Below are 18,920 nucleotides of genomic sequence, written 5' to 3' on the forward strand. Positions count from 1 at the left end.
TATAATGTTTTTGGTATTATATTAAATAGGAAGTTGAAAGGGAGGATTTCTATGTATGGAAATTATGGATACTATGGATATTATGGTTATAATACAGGTATGCTCCTGCTAATTCCGGCTTTAATTTTATCACTGTATGCACAGGCTAAAGTTAGTTCATCTTTCAATAAATATTTAAAAATACAGAGCAGGTTGGGATACTCGGGAAGAGAAGTAGCAAGGATGATTTTAGACAAAAATGGTTTAAGTGATGTAAGTATTGAAACTACAGGAGGACAATTGACAGATCACTATGACCCCAGAACAAAAGTCGTAAGATTATCCAAACAAGTGGCAGAGGGCCGAAGTATTGCGTCCATAAGTGTTGCTGCCCATGAAACAGGTCATGCTATTCAGCATAGTGAAGGTTATTTTCCGCTTTTACTGAGAAATAATATAGCGCCTATTGCAAGTATAAGTGCAAGATTTGTTTGGATATTAATACTTTTAGGGTTTATAATAAGTCCGTTTTTCTTGGAGGCCGGAATACTTCTTTATGTGGGAATTGTTCTTTTTCAGGTTGTTACCCTTCCTGTAGAATTTAATGCCAGCAAAAGGGCATTATATCAATTGGAAGGTGGGTTTGTTGATGAAGAAGAAGTAAAACCTTGCGAAAAAGTATTGAAGGCCGCCGCATTGACATATGTTGCGGCAACTTTGGTGGCTATAAGTCAGTTAATAAGGCTTATAGGCTTATCGGGCAGGAGAAGATAATCGATAATATCAGATAATAAATATATATTATTTGAGTAAGGAAGCCATATAATATAATCCTTACTCTTTTTCTTTATCATATAAATTATTGGAGGGAATGCGGTGGCAAAGAGTGCTAGAGAAATTGCGTTGAATATATTGGTTGATGTAAACGAAAAAGGCGCTTATTCCAATATTGCAATATATAAACATTTACAAAATTCAATGGATAAGAGAGATGAAAATTTAGTAAGGGAAATTGTATATGGAGTATTGGAAAACAGATTATATATTGATTATATAATAGGTAAGGTATCTAAGATTAAATTGAAGAAATTATCTGCCCTTATACTTGAAATATTGCGAATAGGCGTATATCAGATAGTTTTTATGGATAGAATTCCTGATAGTGCAGCAGTAAATGAAAGCGTAAATCTTTCAAGAAAATATTCTCACAAAGGAACTTTAGGGTATGTGAATGGAGTGCTGAGAAATATTTCAAGAAATAAAGAAGAACTGATAAAAATCAATAAAAATAATGTATCAGAATATCTATCCATAAAATATTCTCATCCTAAGTGGATTGTCGATAGATGGCTAAAAGAATACGGAGAAAAATTTACCGAAGAACTGTGCATTGCAAATAATCAAAAACCTAAATTAAATATACGAGTTAATATTTTAAAGACAAGTAGAGAGGATTTGAAAGAAAGACTTATAAGTAAAGGATATGATGTAATAGAAACTAAATATTCCTATTATGGGCTTATCATAGAAAATCCCTATAGAATTACCGAATTGGAGGAATTTAAAAAAGGGTATTTTACTATTCAGGATGAAAGCAGTATGCTTGTTTCTCAAATAATGAATCCTGAAAAGGACAGTTTAGTTGTCGACGCATGCAGCGGGCCGGGAGGTAAAGCTACTCATATGGCGGAAATCATGAACAATAAAGGCAAGATTATATCCCGTGATGTGTATGAACATAAGATTAAGTTAATTGAAGATAGTTGTGAAAGATTAGGAATAGATATAATTGAAACTCAAATTCAGGATGCATCTGTGATTGATGAATGTTTAGTTAACAAGGCGGATTATCTTTTGATAGATGCTCCGTGTACAGGGTTCGGTCTTATAAGAAGAAGACCGGAGATTAAGTGGAATAGGGAAGAGAAAGATATCAATAACTTAACTTCTATTCAAGAAGGTATATTGAATACTTGTTCAAAATATTTAAAAGTGGGAGGAATTTTAATTTACAGTACATGTACGATTATTTCAGAAGAAAATATAAAGATGATAAGAAATTTTTTGAAAGACAATAAGGATTTTAAGTTAATTGGTTTTAAGGAATTGATTAAGGAAGATCAAAATTTATCGGGGACCGAAAATGGTTATATTCAATTATTTCCCAATATTAGCAGTACAGACGGTTTTTTTATTGCCAAGATGAAAAAAATTAATTAATATTATACATATATATGGTATAATATTAACTTGAGATAGGGATAGGAGGATTTTTTTGATTAGAACAGATTTAAAATCTATGTCGCTGGAAGAGCTTAAAAAGGAATTTCTGAAAATAGGGGAAAAACCCTACAGAGGATTACAATTGTATAATTATATGCATAAAAATATGAATAGTGATGTTTTAAATATTAATTCCTTCTCAAAAGAGCTTAGGGACAAGCTGAATAGAGATTATTATATCAGTGATTTAAAAATATTGGAAAGATTTGATTCCAAATTAGACGGCACAAAAAAATACTTGTTTCTTTTAGAGGATAATAATATTATTGAAGGTGTAGCAATGAAATATAAATATGGATATTCTGCTTGTATATCTACTCAGGTAGGCTGCAGAATGGGATGTAGTTTTTGTGCCTCCACTAAAGAAGGGATAATAAGGAATATCACACCAGGGGAAATGTTAAGTGAAATTTATAATATTCAAAGAAATCTGGGCATAAGATTGTCCAATATTGTGCTGATGGGCAGTGGTGAGCCTTTGGATAATTACCTTAATGTAATGAAGATGCTGAGGATATTGAATGATAAAAATGGGCAGAATTTTAGTTTTAGAAATGTAACCATATCTACCTGCGGCATTGTACATAAAATTTATCAGCTTGCTGATGAAGAGATACCGGTTACTTTATCCGTGTCTCTCCATTTTCCTTTTAATGAATTGAGAAGTAAGATAATGCCTATTAATAATAAATACCATATAGAAGAAATTATTAAGGCATGTAAATATTATGTAAATAGGACTAATAGAAGAGTTACTTTTGAATATACTTTAATAGAAGGCCTCAATGATGGGAGAGAGTGTTTGGATGAATTAAAAAGAATACTCAATGGTCTTTTATGCCATGTAAATATTATACCGCTAAATCCTATTAAAGAATTTAAGTATAAAAAGCCTGAAATGGATGCAGTAAAGATATTTGTGAAAGAACTAAATAAAAATGGTATACCGGCAACTGTTAGAAGACAAATGGGAGCTGATATAGATGCTGCCTGTGGACAGCTTAGAAGAAGTTATATGAATGAAAAAGGCTTATTATAGCGAGGTGATTTTATGGAAGTAGGAGTATATACCCATAAAGGTAGAATAAGGGAAAATAATCAGGATTCCTACTATTTATCTACGGATAATGAAATTCCATTGTATGTAGTTGCTGATGGAATGGGTGGCCATAAGGCAGGGGAAGTTGCCAGTGCTATGGCGGTTGAGATAGTTGAAGACGTTTTTTTGAAAAGCCAAGATCTGCTTAAAAAAAAGGATGCGAATATACCTGGGCTAATAAAGAAGACGATTGAAGAAGCAAATAAGGAAATATTTCATAAGTCATTGAGCAGTGAAGAATGTAATGGCATGGGGACTACAATAACTTTGGCATATTTTGCATCTGAGAGGCTCTACATTGGTCATATTGGAGATAGTAGAGCGTACATTATAAGAAATAAAGAGATTAGACAGCTGACGGAAGATCATTCTTTAGTAGCGGAAATGGTTAAAAACGGCAGTATAAGTAAGGAAGAGGCCCAGACTCATCCTCAAAAGAACATAATTACGCGGGCATTGGGTACAAGTGAAAATATTCAGATTGACATAATTATAGAAGAATTGATTGATAAAGACATAATACTTCTTTGCACCGATGGACTTACAAATATGATTACTGAGAAGGAAATTATTGAAATTCTTCTTGCTGATGATAATTTACAAAAGTGCTGTGAAAAATTAGTAGGAGAAGCCAATATTAGAGGTGGATACGATAATATTACGGCAATAGCCGTTAGGGCTAAGAGAAACGAGGTGATGAAATGATTGGAAAGTTGTTAGGCGGAAGATACGAAATTATTGAAAAAATCGGCGGCGGTGGTATGGCACTTGTATATAAAGCAAGATGTAGATTGCTTGACAGATATGTAGCAATAAAGGTTTTGAGAGAAGAATTCACTTCAGATGAAGAATTTATTAGAAAATTCAGGAGAGAATCTCAGGCAGCGGCAAAACTATCCCATCCCAATATAGTAAGTATTTATGATGTAGGTGTAGAAGGGGATATTTATTATATCGTCATGGAATATATAAAGGGCAAGACTTTAAAGGAAGTCATCAGAGAAAAAGGAAAACTTTCCTTCGAGGAGACGGTTGACTATTCGATTCAGATAGCAGAAGCTTTAGCCCATGCTCATGCCAATCATATTGTTCACAGAGATATAAAGCCTCATAATATAATGATTACAGAGGACGGAAGGGTTAAGGTAACGGATTTTGGAATAGCACGGGCTGCGACATCTTCTACCGTTACAAATACTAATAATGTTTTAGGCTCAGTTCATTACTTTTCTCCGGAACAGGCAAAAGGCGGATATACGGATGAAAAGTCCGATATCTATTCCCTGGGAATAGTGATGTATGAAATGATTACGGGAAGGGTTCCTTTTGAAGGGGAAAGCCCGATTTCCGTTGCATTAAAACATGTTCAGGAGGAAATAGTACCACCTTCTCATATAGACCCCACCATTAACAAAAATCTTGAAAAGATTATAATGAAATGTGTCAGAAAAGACCAAGTGGAAAGATATAAAAGTGCAAATGAACTTCTGGTTGATTTGAAAAGAATTAAAAATAACTGGGATGATGACATGGTTGGAGAAGATGATGTTTCATTAGACTCACCTACCAGAATTATACCTGTTGTGAAGGAGGAGAGTCCTAAAAACATGAAGAAGAAGAAAAAAAAGAGAAACGGAAACAATAGGGTTGTATTTTTTGCAATACTTGCTGCATTTCTTCTTGTTAGTGCCATGGCTTTCGGATTTTGGCAATTTAAAGATAAGTTTCTCTCTACGACCGTGAAAGTCCCGGATGTAAGGGGACTTCAGGAAGATAAGGCTAAGGAAATGATTGAGGCAGAAGGGCTGAAATTTTCGGTTAAGAGCAGGATATTCAATTCGGAATTTGAGGAAGGAGATGTCATTTCTCAAAGTGAGAATCCTGGAGATACTGTCAAGAAAGGATATCCTATAGAGGTTGTGGTTAGCAAGGGAAGTAAACTCGTAAAAGTACCTAATTTTAAGGATGAGGATATAAGCAATGTAGATTCCCTGTTGTCTGAGAACGGTCTTAAAGATGGCGGAGCAGAGTATGAATTTGACGAAGAAATACCGGAAAATATAATTATAAGTCAGGACCCGGAAGCATATTCGGAGGTACCGGAAGGTACAAAGGTACATTTTGTCGTAAGCAAGGGGCCGAAAGTTAAAAACGTGATTATGCCGAAACTTGTAGGAAAGACCCTTGAAGAGGCATTACAGATTATAAAGGAAAAGGGCTTAACTAAGGGAGAAGTTGTACCTCAGCCCAGTGATGAAGTAGAAGAAGGCAAGGTTATATGGCAAAGCTACGAGCAGGGAAATGAAATTGAAGAAGGTACCGCAGTTGATTTATATGTAAGCAGCGGAAAAGGCGGAGGATCAGGAGACAATAACGGAGATAATGATGATAAAGACAATCCTGATGATAATAAAGAAATTTCCAGTGATTTGAATATAACAATACCTCAAGATAAGAGTCAAACCGAAGTTAAAGTTCTTAAAATAGACGGAGGAGCAAGTACTGTTTACTATGATAGGATTCACTATCCTTCCGACGGAACCATTGTTATACCTATAAAGGGAACTAAAAATACTAAGTTTGAAGTATACTTTGATAATACTTTGCAGGCAACCAAAACTTTGGTTGATTGATAATTTGTTTTTAATTTTTCATAAGGGAGGGCTATAATGCTGGAGGGTACAATAGTAAAGGGGATAGGCGGCATTTATTATGTAAACACAAAAATAGGAATGTATGAATGCAAAGCAAGAGGGATTTTTAGGAAAAAGAATATTACGCCCCTTGTAGGAGATAATGTGTTAATCGATGAAAATCCCTCGGCTCATACAGGGTATATGCTAGAAATCAGAGAAAGAAAAACGAAATTTGAAAGGCCTCCAGTAGCTAATATTACCCAAACTGTAATAGTTATGAGTATCAAAAATCCTGATATTAACTTGTGGCTTTTGGACAGATTTTTGATATTAGCCAAATATGAAAAAATAAAAGAGATAATATGTATAACTAAAAATGATTTATGCGTTAACAAGGAAGAAATTAATTTGATAAAGAAAATTTACAATTCCGCCGGATATGAAGTATTGGGACTCAGCAAATTTTTTGATGAAGGAATGGATAGATTAAGAGAGATTTTAAAGGACAACATAACAGTATTTTCTGGGCCTTCCGGAGTAGGAAAATCTTCACTGCTGAATAAAATACAGCCGGATTTGAGTTTGCAGACGGGAGAAATTAGTCATAAGACTAAAAGAGGAAAACATACTACAAGACATGTGGAATTACTGGAACTTAAAGGCGGAGGCTATGTAGTAGATACTCCGGGTTTCAGTACTTTGAACATTGAATTTATTAAAAATGAATCAGAGGTTCAGCAGTACTTTAATGAGATAGCGGAGAATAGCGGCAATTGTAAGTTTTCCGACTGCCTTCACTATAAAGAGGTTGACTGTGAGGTAAGGAGGAAAGTTGAAGATGGAGTCATAAGCAGGGAAAGATATGAAAATTATTTGAGATTTCTTCAAGAGATAAAAAGTAACAAAAGGAGATATTAAAATGATAAAGATCGCACCATCAATATTATCTGCTGATTTCAGCAATTTAAAAGATGAATTGAAGAAAGTGGAAGAGGGAGGAGCGGATTTTATTCATCTGGACATTATGGATGGAAATTTTGTTCCGAATATTACTTTCGGACCTCCTGTGATTAAAAGAATAAGAAATGTAACAAAATTACCTTTTGATGCTCACCTTATGATAGAAAATCCCGAAAGGTATATAGATGATTTTGTAGATGCAGGGGCAGACATTATTACCGTTCATGAAGAATCTACCCGCCATCTTCACAGGACAATTCAGAGCATTAAGAATAGGGGAATAAGGGCAGGAGTAGCGTTAAATCCCTCAACGCCTTTAAATAATATTGAATATATCATGGAATATATCGACATGGTATTAATAATGACCGTGAATCCGGGATTCGGGGGCCAGTCCTTTATTTCGTCAATGAAGAGGAAAATTTCAGATCTTAAGGATATTATTGATAAGAGAAAATTAAACATCGAAATACAGGTAGACGGAGGAATAAAGTTAGATAATGCAAGAGAAATAGCCAATCTGGGAGCAGAAATATTGGTAGTAGGTTCCGGAATATTTGCGGCAGAGGACCCAACAGAGGAGACAAAGAAATTTAAAAATATATAGTGAAATTTTATATGATTCATGTTATAATAAGGGTGCAAAATAAAATATAGTTTTAACACTAGGGGAGTCGCAATGACTGAGAGGGAAGTTAATCTTCCGACCCTTGAACCTGAAATGGATAATACCAGCGGAGGGAAGTGTAATTGTTTATGATTAAAAACCCATTGCCTTTTCAGGTAATGGGTTTAATTTTTTATTAGGAGGGATTTATAATATGTCGGATTCAAAGAAATGGAGTACTAAAATGATTGCTGAAGGCGGAATAATGATTGCATTGGCTACTCTTTTAAGTTATGTAAAGGTGTATGAAGCTCCTCAGGGAGGCTCCATAACTGCCGGAAGTATGATACCTATCATGATATTTGCAATAAGGTGGGGAGTAGGACCGGGAATAATAGTTGGAGGAATATATGGTGTGCTTCAGTGTATACTTAATCCTCAAGTCTATCATATTGCTCAGTTTTTCTTGGATTATCCTTTGGCTTTTGCTTGTTTGGGTTTTGTAGGAATTTTTAATTTTAAGAGAGAAAAATATACGACAAAGGATTACATTATACTTATAATAGGTATATTATTATCTGTAGGAGGAAGATTTATATGCCATCTTCTTTCCGGAGTAATATTCTTTGCCGAATATGCAGGAGGGCAAAATCCTTGGATATACTCTGCAGGATACCAGATGAGTTATCTTCTTCCAGAGTTTATTATATCGTCCGTAGTAATGTCTATACTGCTGAAACCTTTGAGTAAACTTAGAAAATAAGATTGAGGGGATTTTATGAAGGGGCTTATTATATCAAACGGAGAAATTAAGAATGACAAATTATTAAGAGATGTGGCAAGAGATTCGGATTATATAATTTGTGCCGACGGCGGAGCTGACTATATAGCCGATACATCTATCAAGCCAGACTTCTTGATAGGAGACTTTGATTCTATAGATAAGGATACGTTTAGAAAGATGGAAAGGGATAAGGTGACAATTAAAAAGTTTCCCATAAAAAAGGATTATACGGATACAGAATTAGCCATCAACATTCTTATTGAAAAAGGTGCCGAAGAGATAATTTTTATGGGAGCAACGGGCTCAAGATTAGATCACAGTCTTGCCAATATTCATCTTCTCTATAAATTATATAAAATGAATATTAAAGGAACTATTGTTGATGAAAACAACAAGATATTTATCGGATATGGAGATATTGTTATTGAAAAAGAGGAAAATACCTATGTTTCAATAATCCCCATGTGGGAAAGGGGAAGCATAGTTACATTAAAAGGTTTCCAATATGAAACAGATAGAAAAAAGTTCGAATTTTCTTCATCCTATGGAATAAGCAACAGAATAGTCAAAGACAGAGGAGAAATTAAAATCGAGTCGGGAGAATGTATAATTGTTATATCCAAGGACTGATCTTCTTTATATGGAAAATACAATTTTGTAACTATAATATATATATCTGAATAATATGTAGTAAAGTTTGTGGCAAGAGGTGGTGGTTTTATGAGAGGGGGGAAACCTTGGCATATTAGACCTCCGCATAGATGTAGACGCGGTCCCTTCAGAATAATAGGACTGATTTTGATGATATTGGGAGGAATATTAATTATTAAGGTAATACCGATTAATTTTTGGCTTCTTATATTTGCTTTTGTTATATTCATAACAGGTCTTCTACTATATAAATGCGGATAGACACAAGGGGACGGTTCTTCCGTGCTGTTTAAACAGCACGGAAGAACCGTCCCCTTGTGTTAAATTATAATGCTCTTGTTACATTTCCGGATCTTAAACATCTTGTACAAACGTAAATCCTTTTTGGGGATCCATCAACAATGGCTTTAACTTTTTTTATGTTAGGAGACCAGGTTCTGCTGCTTTTTCTATTTGAAAAGCTAACCTTCTTCCCGAATGTTTTTTCTTTTCCGCATATTTCACAACGTTTTGACACAAGAAACACCTCCTCAAATCTATGCTGAATTTCATTATTTTTCATATGCTTTATTATTACAGCATATAATTATTCAATAACAACATAATCTATTTTAACATAATGGATATTAAAAATGCAATACGTAGAATTAAATTTAAAAGATAAACAGCAATAGTTGAACTATTTGATATAATAAGGTAAAATGTAATCATATAAATATTTAGGAGGAGGTAGAATATGCCAGCGAAATTTAATGACGAATACGGATATATTTCCATAGATGATGATGTGATAGCAACAGTTGCAGGATTATCCGCAATGGAATGTTACGGAATAGTAGGTATGGCAACCAAGAGTGCTACGGAAGGCTTCTTTGAGTTATTAAAATGGGAAAATCTATCTAAAGGAGTGAAAGTTCACACAAATGAAACACATATAGTTGTTGATTTATTTGTCATACTTCAATATGGAATAAGAATGACGGTAGTTGCCGAAAATATAATTGAAAAAGTTAAATATAATGTTGAAAATCAAACAGGACTGAAGATAGAAAAAATAAATGTGTTTATTCAGGGTGTTAGGGTACAAAAGTAGTAAAGGAGGTACTTGATATTGAATAAGGAATATATAGACGGCCAGGATCTCAAAAAGTTATTCATAGGAGCAGCAAACTATTTAGATCAACATAAAGACGAAGTAAATTCTTTAAATGTTTTCCCGGTACCTGATGGAGACACAGGCACAAATATGTCCTTAACATTGAAATCGGCTGTAAAACAAATATTGAATCTTGAGGAATTAAGCGTAGATAAAGTAGCAGCAGCAGCAAGTAACGGATCCTTAATGGGAGCAAGAGGAAATTCAGGAGTTATACTTTCTCAGCTTTTTAGAGGCCTGTCTAATGGATTGAAAGGGAAGAAAGTGGCTTATATAAAGGATTTTGCGGAAAGCTTCAATATGGCTCAGGAGACCGCATATAAGGCCGTCATGAAGCCAACGGAGGGTACTGTTTTAACGGTAGCAAGAGAATGTGCCGACAAAGCAGCACAGCTAAGTAAAGATGAAAAATATATATCCGAATTTTTGTATAAAATAATAGAATACGGTAATGAAGTACTTAATAAAACTCCTGATATGCTTCCTGTACTTAAACAAGCAGGAGTAGTTGATGCAGGAGGAAAGGGGTTACTAGTAATACTTCAAGGTGCATATAATACTTTGAATACTGACGAGGAAATTGAATTTCATGAGACCAGTACAGGTGCAAAGACTCAGAGTCAGAATATGAATTTCCATAAGGATATTGATACCAATGATATAAAATTCGGGTACTGTACTGAATTTTTAGTAAATAATACGGATAAAAATCCCCAAGTCTTCAGAGAGGAATTAGCTCCCCTTGGAGACTCTCTTCTTGTGGTAGGGGGAGATAATTTTATAAAAGTTCATATTCATACAAATAATCCCGGTATAGTTTTGGAAAAGGCAGTAGAGATTGGAGAATTAAATGATATTAAAATCGATAATATGAGACGTCAACATCGAAGGCTTGTTGTTACCGAGGAAGAAGAAAAGAAAGCAGAAGAGAACGAAAAAGAAGAAGAAAATTTGGAAAATGATGAAATCAGAAAGTACGGAATCATAACTGTATCAATGGGGGATGGAATATCCGAAGTTTTTAAGGGATTGCATGCGGATTATATTATACCTGGTGGACAAACAATGAATCCCAGTACGGAAGATATATTGAATGCTGTTAATAAAATAAAGGCAGAAAATATTATTATATTCCCGAATAATAGCAATATAATTCTTGCAGCGGAACAGGCTAAAGAATTAAGTGACAAAAATATATATGTGTTTCCTACGAAGACTATCCCTCAGGGAATTTCTGCCCTGATATCCTTTAATGAAGAATTAAGTGTTGAAGAAAATATTGAGAATATGAAGGAAGCAATTGGGGAAGTAAAGACAGGGCAAATAACATATGCCGTGAGGGATACGGAGATGAATGGAACAAAGATTAAAAAAGGAGATATCATAGGAATCTCAAATGGAGATATAAAAGCTACAGGTCAAGATGTTCAGGAGGTATCTGAGAGGCTTTTAAACGATATGGTTGATAAAGATACGAGTATTGTAACTATATTCTATGGAAATGACACAGAAAAAGAGCAAGCTGATGAGTTGGCTGGAAAAATAGAAAAAGAACATAATGACTGTGATATAGAAGTTATATATGGAGGGCAGCCTTTATATTATTATATTTTTTCGATAGAGTAATTTCTTCTTCCCCTATTTTTATAGGGGAAAATCTGTTTAAGAGGTGAAAAAATGGATAGATTATCAGCGTCTGTCCAATATGTAAAAGGTGTTGGACCCAAAAGAGCAAGCAGACTTAAAAAGTTGGGGATAGTAACGATAGAGGATTTATTGTATTACTTTCCGAGAACATATGAGGATAGAACCAAATATTCCAAAATTAGGGATTGTGCGGATGGAGAAAAAGTCAGTTTAAATGTTGTAATTGCAGGTTCTCCTTCTATATTGAGGCCGAGAAGAAAATTGTCTATCCTTAAAGTACCTGTAAAGGACAGTACAGGTGCTGCATATTTGGTTTGGTTTAATCAGGATTACTTGGCTGATAATTTCTCTGAGGGAGAAGAAATATCGGTAAATGGAAAAATTAAAAGAAATAATTTCGAAACTCAGATAATATCTCCTGTTTATGAAAAAAGGAACAAGGGAAATAAAGTCGGAAGTATAGTTCCTATATATTCCGTGACTGATAAATTAAGCGTAAACGAAATGAATATAATGATTGCAAATGCATTGAAAGAATACATAGATGAAATAGAAGAAATTTTTCCTGATGACTTATTAAAATCCTTTAATCTGATTTCTATAAAGGATGCAATTAAAAATATTCATTTTCCCCAAAATAGAGAAACTTTTATGGCCGCAAGAAGGAGACTGGTATTTGAAGAATTATTTATCCTTCAACTGTGCCTCTTTATAATAAAGAAGAAATTCGGCCTTAAGGATGACGGCATATCCTTTGATAAAGATGTGAATATCAATGAATTTACAGAGAACCTGCCTTTTAAACTTACGAAGGCCCAGGAGAAGGTATTTGAAGAAATCCAAAGGGATATGGAAAGCAAGAGGCAGATGAACAGACTTATACAGGGAGACGTAGGTTCGGGGAAAACTGTTGTTGCTTTGATGGCAATATATAAAGCTGTTAAATCGGGATATCAGGCAACTATGATGGCGCCAACGGAAATATTGGCAAATCAGCATTATGAAAGTGTATGTAAGTTTTTTGACGGCATGGGAATCAAATGTGAGCTTTTAACGGGAAGTTTGAGTGTAAAGGCCAAAAAGAGAATATTGGATGAGTTGCAGTCCGATGACATAGATGTTCTTATAGGAACTCATGCTGTTATTCAGGACAATGTTAAATTTAATAAATTGGGGCTTGTAATAACGGATGAACAGCACAGGTTTGGGGTTAAGCAAAGAAAACTTCTTTCGGAAAAGGGATTGAATCCGGATACTATAGTAATGACAGCAACTCCTATACCAAGAACTTTAGCTTTAATTTTGTACGGGGACTTAGACATATCCATAATAGATGAACTTCCCCCTGGGAGAAAAAAAGTTGAGACTTATGCGGTAGGTGTAAGCTATATAAAAAGGGTGAATGAATTTATAAAAAAACAGGTAAGGGGAGGAAGGCAAGCTTATATAGTATGTCCTTTGATTGAAGAATCGGAAGAGTTGAATTTAAAGTCAGTTGAGGAATTATATGAGAAGTTCAAAAATGAAACATTTAAAGAATTTAGTGTAGGCCTTTTACATGGGAGAATGAAATCGAGCGAAAAAGATGAAATAATGGAAAATTTTAAGAGTCATAATATAGATATTTTAGTTTCTACAACTGTAATAGAAGTGGGAGTAAATATTCCTAACGCAAATATAATGGTTATATATAATGCGGAACGCTTTGGACTGAGCCAGCTTCACCAATTAAGGGGAAGGGTCGGGAGAGGGGAATACCAATCCTATTGTATACTTATAAATGAAAGCGGCAGCAAGATATCAAGAGAAAGAATGAAAATTCTTCAAAGTACCACAAACGGTTTTATAATATCGGAAAAAGATCTGGAGTTAAGAGGTCCCGGAGAATTTTTGGGACTCAAGCAGCACGGACTTCCCGATTTAAAGATTGCGAATCTATTTACCGATATGGATATTTTAAGGGAAGTTCAAAAAAGGGTTATGGAAATATTGACGAAAGATCCTGAATTAAAAGACGAAAAATATAAGAAGATAAAAGAAAGAATGAAAAAAATGTTTAAAGGAAAAATTGATGAAATCATTTTCAATTAATGGTATTTATGCTAAAATAAAAAAGGTATTTAAAGGAATAAGTGAGGAGTGTTTTCCTTGAGAATTATATCGGGAAGCAGAAAAGGACTTAGGCTTAAAACCCCAAAGAACCAAAACATAAGACCGACTCAAGATAGGATAAAAGAATCCCTTTTTAATATATTAGGGGTTATTGATGAAAATTCGATAGTATTGGATTTATATGCAGGTACCGGAAATATAGGGATTGAATTTTTGAGCAGAGGGGCAATGAAATGTTATTTTATTGATAATTCTTATGAAGGAATAAATTTAATAAGGGAGAATATAAATATTTCAAACTTTAATGAGAAAAGCTACATATATAAGAAGGATGTCCTGAAAAGTTTGGACTTTTTTAGTAAAAACGGTATTGTTTTTGATTATATTTTTATGGATCCACCTTATAGGCAAAACTTACCGGGCAAAACCTTAGAAATTATTTCAAAAAAGAATGTTTTAAAAGATAATGGAATAGTAGTAGTTGAACATGAAAAAAAATTATCCCTTGGAAATAGAATTTTAAATTTAATAAAGACTGACGAAAGAGATTACGGAGATAAAATAATATCATTTTACAGCCTTATAACAGAAGGAGAGATAGAGTAATGAAAGTAATATATCCTGGAAGTTTTGATCCTGTAACAAACGGACATTTAGATATAATAGAACGATGTTCGAAAAAATTTGAAAGAGTAACAGTGGCGGTACTTAATAACAATGCCAAGAACACCCTTTTTACGGTTGAAGAAAGGAAGGACATGCTAAAAGAGGTAGTACGTAAGTACAATAATGTTGAGGTTGATAGTTTTTCAGGGCTTCTCATTGATTATGCAAAAGAGAAGGGAATATTTACTGTTGTCAGAGGATTAAGAGTGATTTCTGATTTTGAATATGAGATGCAGATGTCCCTTATTAATAAAAAATTGTGCAAGGATATAGAGACTATAATGATGGTTTCGGATAGCAGATATTCATTTTTGAGTTCAAGCGTAGTCAAGGAGATTGCAGAATTTGGAGGAGATATTTCCTGTTTGGTTCCTAAAAATGTGGAAAAGGAATTAGTGAAAAAAATAAAAAGGAGGTAAATTTTCTGATGGAGGTTCTAAATTTAATTGATGAAATGGAAGATATAATAGAAAACAGTTCTCAAATACCTTTTTCCGGAAAGAGCATATTGGATAAGGAAGAGCTATTGGAAATTATTAAAGAAATAAGGCTTAAACTTCCCGATGAAATAAAACAAGCTAATTGGATTAAAGAGGAGAAAAAGAGGATTCTTGCGGAAGCTCAAAAAGAAGCCAATACATTAATGGACGAAGCAAAAATCCATCTTGAAGAATTAGTCGAGAGGGATGAAATAACTAAGGCTGCCAAGGAAAGAGCAGAGGAAATTTTATCCAAAGCCCAGTCAAATGCAAAGGATATAAGAATAGGCGCAATGGAATATGCCGATAATCTGTTAAGAGAAACTCAGCAGAATTTAAAGGATCTCATTATGGTTCTTGAGCAAAACAGAAAAGAATTAAGCGGACCTAAATAGTATTTTTGTGGCAGCCTATAATTGCTGATATTATTGAAAAAATAGTTAAGGATATAATTACAATCAATTCCAACTGTATGGAGGAAAATAAAATCTTTGTCCAATTTGCCGGAGAAAATACTTCCCAAGGGTAATTTTCCACTGAGAACGATGTTATTGCCATATCCTTATATTTTAAATTATATATTATATAGCAAAAGAGGCCGGAAAATATTCCGTGAAGAAATTTTGCAAAGATATACAATTTTTGATTGATATCGGTAGAGGATATAAAATTTAAAGCTTGACTATGTATAGACAGTCCGCTCCATCCGATTAAGAAACTTATAGATGTTAATTTTTGAATTAGCGGTATTCCGTTTGATTCGGCTATGGTTTTACAACCTACTGTTATTTCGATAATTCCTGAAGCTATTCCCCTTAATAAATTTGTACTTATATTAAACGGAATGATTTCATGGAATATTTTTAGAATTAAATAAAATAATTTGGACTCATATAGTATTTCTGTCAAAACAGAATAAAATATAACAAATCCTCCAATTAAGAGAATTGAATTTATGCTTTCCTTTGTGCTGTTTGAAAGAATAGTACCAAGGTTTTTTGAATTTTTATTTTTAAACAGCAGAAAGTTTTTAGCCGAAATGAATACATTATGTTTTTGGTCCTTATATTTAAAAGAAATATTATGTTTATAGAATCTGAATATTAGTCCTACGGTTATAGCACCTAAATAGTGAGAAGCAACTATCAAAGGGCCGACTTGGGGGCTGTTTAGCATTCCTATGGAAACGGCCCCTATCATAAATAATGGGCCTGAAGTGCTGGAAAAGGAGATTAGTCTTTGAGATTCGATTTTTGATATAATTTGTTTCTTTCTCATATTGGAAACAATTTTAGTCCCGACGGGATAACCGGAAGTGATACTCATTGTAAAGGGGAAAGCCCCTTTTCCTGAAACATTAAATAAAGGTTTCATTATAGGTCCGAGTATGTCTCCCATAAAATCCACAAATCCTAAGGAGACTAATATTTCAGAAATAATAAAAAAAGGAAATAGGGAAGGGATCAATACGTTGAACCACAAATTAAGTCCTTTCACAGCGCCATTGATTGAAGTTTTCGGAAATAATATTAAATTGTATAATATCCATAATATAAATATAATGAATATGGTATTTGATAAAGATATTTTCTCGCTATTTTTTGTTGCTTTCATTTTGTTCCCTCCGATTTTATATAATTATATTGAATAATTGTGGGATATATGATTTTATTTTAAAGGGAGTGATACTATGAGTAAACCAAAAATAGGTCTTGCTTTAGGTTCCGGATCTGCCAGAGGATTAGCCCATATAGGAGTGTTAAGGGCGTTGGAAGAAAATAATATAAATATAGATTTTTTTTCGGGAAGCAGTGCCGGTGCATTGATAGGAGGACTGTACTGTACGGGTATATCTCCTAAGATGCTGAAGGGTCTTGCGATCCAGGTTGATAAGAAAACATGGTTGGATTTTACCGTCCCAAACAAGGGGATAGTGAAGGGGGACAGAATAGAAGAAATACTGAAAATAATAACGGGAAGCAGAAATATTGAAGATTTGGATAAAAAAATATCGATAGTTTCTACAAATTTAAATAATGCAGAGGAAGTTGTGTTTACTTCAGGCCCACTGTATAAAGCTATAAGGGCAAGTATATCAATCCCGGGGGTTTTTGAACCTGTAAAATTCCATAATGAGGTATTGGTAGACGGGGGAGTTGTGGACAGATTGCCCGTTTCCGTATTAAAGGATATGGGTGCCGATATTATAATAGCCTCAGATGTGGGATTTGGTAGTTATCAGAGTAGGATATTTCGCATTTTTGATATAATTCAGCAGTCCATAGATATAATGTCGAAAAGAATATACGAAGAGGATAAAAGGCTTGCTGATATAATTATTCAGATTCCCCTCTCCCATATAGATTCTTTCAGCTTTGAACGAGTAGAGGAATGTGAGGAAATAGGATATAATACAACAATTAAAGCGATATCACAAATAAAAGAAAAGATAAATGAAGTTTCTAATCTTTAATATAAGGAGATGTGAAATAGTCCATATTTCCCCTATAGGATTCCGGAGGTTTCTGGATACCCATATAATAAATGTCCGTAGCTTTTTTTTCCAATAAAATCATTTTTTCCAATAGGGGATCGCTGATCTTTTTATAGTTTGAAAACTTGTTTATTATCTTTATATCCGATTTATTCTTAATTTCCTTTAATATTTTAAGGCCCTTTTTATTGGCGCCGAGAATTCTTATATATTTAGGATAGCTTTTATTAAACAAAGAAAATTCATCTTTATTCATATTGAGCAGTAAATGGATAAGTATTCTTTGAATTCTTGTTTTAGTATATCTTTTTGTGGAAACGCAATTAACGAGAGAACTTAATGAATTACATTTGTATGAATACTTCAATATGCGATTTTCCAGACCGTTTTCCATATCCATCAAATTATTAAGTTTGTCCTTAGAAGCAGTCCTTAAAAGATATAATATTATTTCAGAATAATTTTCCAAGCTGTTAAAAGAATATTTATTTTCATCATATTTTAAAAGCTCTTCATAAGCGGAAGGCGGCACTAAATTTTTTATCTTGACTAAATCATTTTTTAATATCTGCCTTCTTAAAGCTCCGGAAGAAGAAAACTTCCCTGACAATTCCTCTTCCCTATAATCATTTCCTACTCTTTTAATTGTAAAGGGTTTTATATTGCTTTTAATTCTATGTAGTGCTTTCAGGTATTCTATAGCCAATATATTATTAGGAGAACGAATGATATCTTCTAAGGGGAAGTCAGAATGATATTTATCGGCATCCATATAATCTTCCAGTGATTTCATCCGAGACTGAGCATAGGAATACCCGTCTTTTAAATATTTTTTCAGATATTTTTTAAAAGGTTCCGGTTCTTCACTTAGTATATGGGAAATCATTTTTAAATACTTCATATCCCCAAGCTCGCTTCCAAAGGATATATAATCGACTATATTCAGGCTGTCTAATAATTTTACTCCTCCATAAGCAAATATTTCTGCACTTTGGACAGAATAAAAAACAGGAAGCTCAATAATCAAATCCACTCCCGAATCTATGGCCATCTTTGCTCTTGCCCATTTATCCACGATAGCCGGCTCTCCCCGTTGAAGAAAAGAACTGCTCATTACCGCAACGGAAAAATCACATTGGGTCTTTTCTTTTGAAAAATTTAAATGATAGCTGTGACCGTAGTGAAAAGGATTGTATTCGGTTATAAGTCCGAGAACCTTCATCTTATCTTATCCTCCATAATTATAAAGACTGTATATTGATATTATAACATAATTAAGTCATAAAATGATTTTACTGTTAAATGAATATTTTTGATTGATTTTTATAAGAATTTGTAATAATATGATTAATAGTGGTAATCAACTT

20 protein-coding genes and 1 riboswitch are annotated in these 18,920 nt (G+C 33.7%); of the genes, 17 read left to right on the forward strand and 3 right to left on the reverse strand.

Annotation, left to right across the window (positions count from 1 at the left end; all coding sequences use genetic code 11):
• The first annotated feature begins 51 nt into the window (after positions 1 to 51).
• The 10 genes from EQM13_RS08150 (at position 52) to EQM13_RS08195 (ending at position 9,260) form a co-directional block, all read left to right on the forward strand.
• Positions 52 to 753, forward strand: a complete 702-nt coding sequence (locus EQM13_RS08150) for a zinc metallopeptidase (RefSeq protein WP_114218795.1) — start codon at positions 52 to 54, stop codon at positions 751 to 753.
• A 102-nt stretch (positions 754 to 855) separates the two neighbouring features.
• The gene (gene rsmB / locus EQM13_RS08155; protein ID WP_128752414.1) at positions 856 to 2,199 is read left to right on the forward strand and encodes a 16S rRNA (cytosine(967)-C(5))-methyltransferase RsmB; all 1,344 of its coding nucleotides are present in this window, start codon (positions 856 to 858) and stop codon (positions 2,197 to 2,199) included.
• A gap of 55 nt (positions 2,200 to 2,254) precedes the next feature.
• The gene (gene rlmN, locus EQM13_RS08160) at positions 2,255 to 3,301 is read left to right on the forward strand and encodes a 23S rRNA (adenine(2503)-C(2))-methyltransferase RlmN (protein ID WP_240663005.1); all 1,047 of its coding nucleotides are present in this window, start codon (positions 2,255 to 2,257) and stop codon (positions 3,299 to 3,301) included.
• A 12-nt stretch (positions 3,302 to 3,313) separates the two neighbouring features.
• Positions 3,314 to 4,066 carry a Stp1/IreP family PP2C-type Ser/Thr phosphatase gene (locus tag EQM13_RS08165; protein WP_128752415.1) on the forward strand — a complete coding sequence of 251 codons (753 nt, stop codon included), beginning with the start codon at positions 3,314 to 3,316 and terminating at the stop codon, positions 4,064 to 4,066.
• A complete protein-coding gene (gene pknB, locus EQM13_RS08170; RefSeq protein ID WP_128752416.1) occupies positions 4,063 to 5,994 on the forward strand; it encodes a Stk1 family PASTA domain-containing Ser/Thr kinase in 1,932 nt (643 codons plus the stop codon). Before EQM13_RS08165 ends, pknB begins: the two co-directional genes overlap by 4 nt.
• A 36-nt stretch (positions 5,995 to 6,030) precedes the next feature.
• The gene (gene rsgA, locus EQM13_RS08175; protein ID WP_114218792.1) at positions 6,031 to 6,915 is read left to right on the forward strand and encodes a ribosome small subunit-dependent GTPase A; all 885 of its coding nucleotides are present in this window, start codon (positions 6,031 to 6,033) and stop codon (positions 6,913 to 6,915) included.
• A 1-nt stretch (position 6,916) separates the two neighbouring features.
• Positions 6,917 to 7,564 (forward strand): ribulose-phosphate 3-epimerase, encoded by a 648-nt coding sequence (rpe, locus tag EQM13_RS08180; protein WP_128752417.1) that lies wholly within the window; start codon positions 6,917 to 6,919, stop codon positions 7,562 to 7,564.
• Positions 7,565 to 7,614: 50 nt separating this feature from the next.
• Positions 7,615 to 7,717: riboswitch (TPP riboswitch) on the forward strand.
• Positions 7,718 to 7,778: 61 nt separating this feature from the next.
• Positions 7,779 to 8,327, forward strand: coding sequence for an energy-coupled thiamine transporter ThiT (thiT, locus tag EQM13_RS08185; protein ID WP_128752418.1), 549 nt, complete (start codon positions 7,779 to 7,781; stop codon positions 8,325 to 8,327).
• Positions 8,328 to 8,342: 15 nt separating this feature from the next.
• Positions 8,343 to 8,978, forward strand: a complete 636-nt coding sequence (locus tag EQM13_RS08190; protein WP_128752419.1) for a thiamine diphosphokinase — start codon at positions 8,343 to 8,345, stop codon at positions 8,976 to 8,978.
• A gap of 90 nt (positions 8,979 to 9,068) precedes the next feature.
• Positions 9,069 to 9,260 carry a hypothetical protein gene (locus EQM13_RS08195; RefSeq protein WP_071138815.1) on the forward strand — a complete coding sequence of 64 codons (192 nt, stop codon included), beginning with the start codon at positions 9,069 to 9,071 and terminating at the stop codon, positions 9,258 to 9,260.
• A 64-nt stretch (positions 9,261 to 9,324) separates the two neighbouring features.
• Here the strand turns inward: EQM13_RS08195 and rpmB are convergent, their stop codons facing one another.
• Positions 9,325 to 9,516: a 50S ribosomal protein L28 gene (gene rpmB, locus EQM13_RS08200; protein WP_071138814.1), complete on the reverse strand. Its 192-nt coding sequence runs from the start codon at positions 9,514 to 9,516 to the stop codon at positions 9,325 to 9,327.
• Positions 9,517 to 9,735: 219 nt separating this feature from the next.
• Between rpmB and EQM13_RS08205 the strand changes: the two genes are divergently transcribed.
• The 6 genes from EQM13_RS08205 to EQM13_RS08230 are packed head-to-tail and all read left to right on the forward strand — an operon-like array spanning position 9,736 to position 15,454.
• A complete protein-coding gene (locus EQM13_RS08205; RefSeq protein ID WP_071138813.1) occupies positions 9,736 to 10,092 on the forward strand; it encodes an Asp23/Gls24 family envelope stress response protein in 357 nt (118 codons plus the stop codon).
• Between the two features lie 18 nt (positions 10,093 to 10,110).
• Positions 10,111 to 11,781: a DAK2 domain-containing protein gene (locus tag EQM13_RS08210; protein ID WP_128752420.1), complete on the forward strand. Its 1,671-nt coding sequence runs from the start codon at positions 10,111 to 10,113 to the stop codon at positions 11,779 to 11,781.
• A gap of 51 nt (positions 11,782 to 11,832) precedes the next feature.
• Complete coding sequence (recG, locus tag EQM13_RS08215; RefSeq protein ID WP_128752421.1) at positions 11,833 to 13,893, forward strand: ATP-dependent DNA helicase RecG; 2,061 nt, start codon at positions 11,833 to 11,835, stop codon at positions 13,891 to 13,893.
• A gap of 57 nt (positions 13,894 to 13,950) precedes the next feature.
• Complete coding sequence (rsmD, locus tag EQM13_RS08220) at positions 13,951 to 14,520, forward strand: 16S rRNA (guanine(966)-N(2))-methyltransferase RsmD (protein WP_114218787.1); 570 nt, start codon at positions 13,951 to 13,953, stop codon at positions 14,518 to 14,520.
• On the forward strand, positions 14,520 to 14,999 hold the full coding sequence (gene coaD / locus EQM13_RS08225; protein ID WP_114218786.1) for a pantetheine-phosphate adenylyltransferase: 480 nt from the start codon (positions 14,520 to 14,522) through the stop codon (positions 14,997 to 14,999). Before rsmD ends, coaD begins: the two co-directional genes overlap by 1 nt.
• A gap of 8 nt (positions 15,000 to 15,007) precedes the next feature.
• Positions 15,008 to 15,454 carry an Hsp70 family protein gene (locus EQM13_RS08230; RefSeq protein WP_114218785.1) on the forward strand — a complete coding sequence of 149 codons (447 nt, stop codon included), beginning with the start codon at positions 15,008 to 15,010 and terminating at the stop codon, positions 15,452 to 15,454.
• On the opposite strand, the gene ylbJ is transcribed toward EQM13_RS08230, so the two are convergent.
• Positions 15,447 to 16,673: a sporulation integral membrane protein YlbJ gene (gene ylbJ / locus EQM13_RS08235; protein ID WP_128752422.1), complete on the reverse strand. Its 1,227-nt coding sequence runs from the start codon at positions 16,671 to 16,673 to the stop codon at positions 15,447 to 15,449. The genes EQM13_RS08230 and ylbJ overlap by 8 nt on opposite strands.
• Before the next feature lie 76 nt (positions 16,674 to 16,749).
• On the opposite strand from ylbJ, the gene EQM13_RS08240 reads away from it, so the two are divergent.
• Positions 16,750 to 17,532 carry a patatin-like phospholipase family protein gene (locus EQM13_RS08240; protein WP_128752423.1) on the forward strand — a complete coding sequence of 261 codons (783 nt, stop codon included), beginning with the start codon at positions 16,750 to 16,752 and terminating at the stop codon, positions 17,530 to 17,532.
• Here the strand turns inward: EQM13_RS08240 and EQM13_RS08245 are convergent.
• Positions 17,522 to 18,775, reverse strand: coding sequence for a nucleotidyltransferase (locus EQM13_RS08245; RefSeq protein WP_128752424.1), 1,254 nt, complete (start codon positions 18,773 to 18,775; stop codon positions 17,522 to 17,524). The two genes, EQM13_RS08240 and EQM13_RS08245, sit on opposite strands and share 11 nt — an antisense overlap.
• Positions 18,776 to 18,920: the final 145 nt, after the last annotated feature.

Source organism: Acidilutibacter cellobiosedens, from assembly GCF_004103715.1.
Taxonomy (GTDB): domain Bacteria; phylum Bacillota; class Clostridia; order Tissierellales; family Acidilutibacteraceae; genus Acidilutibacter; species Acidilutibacter cellobiosedens.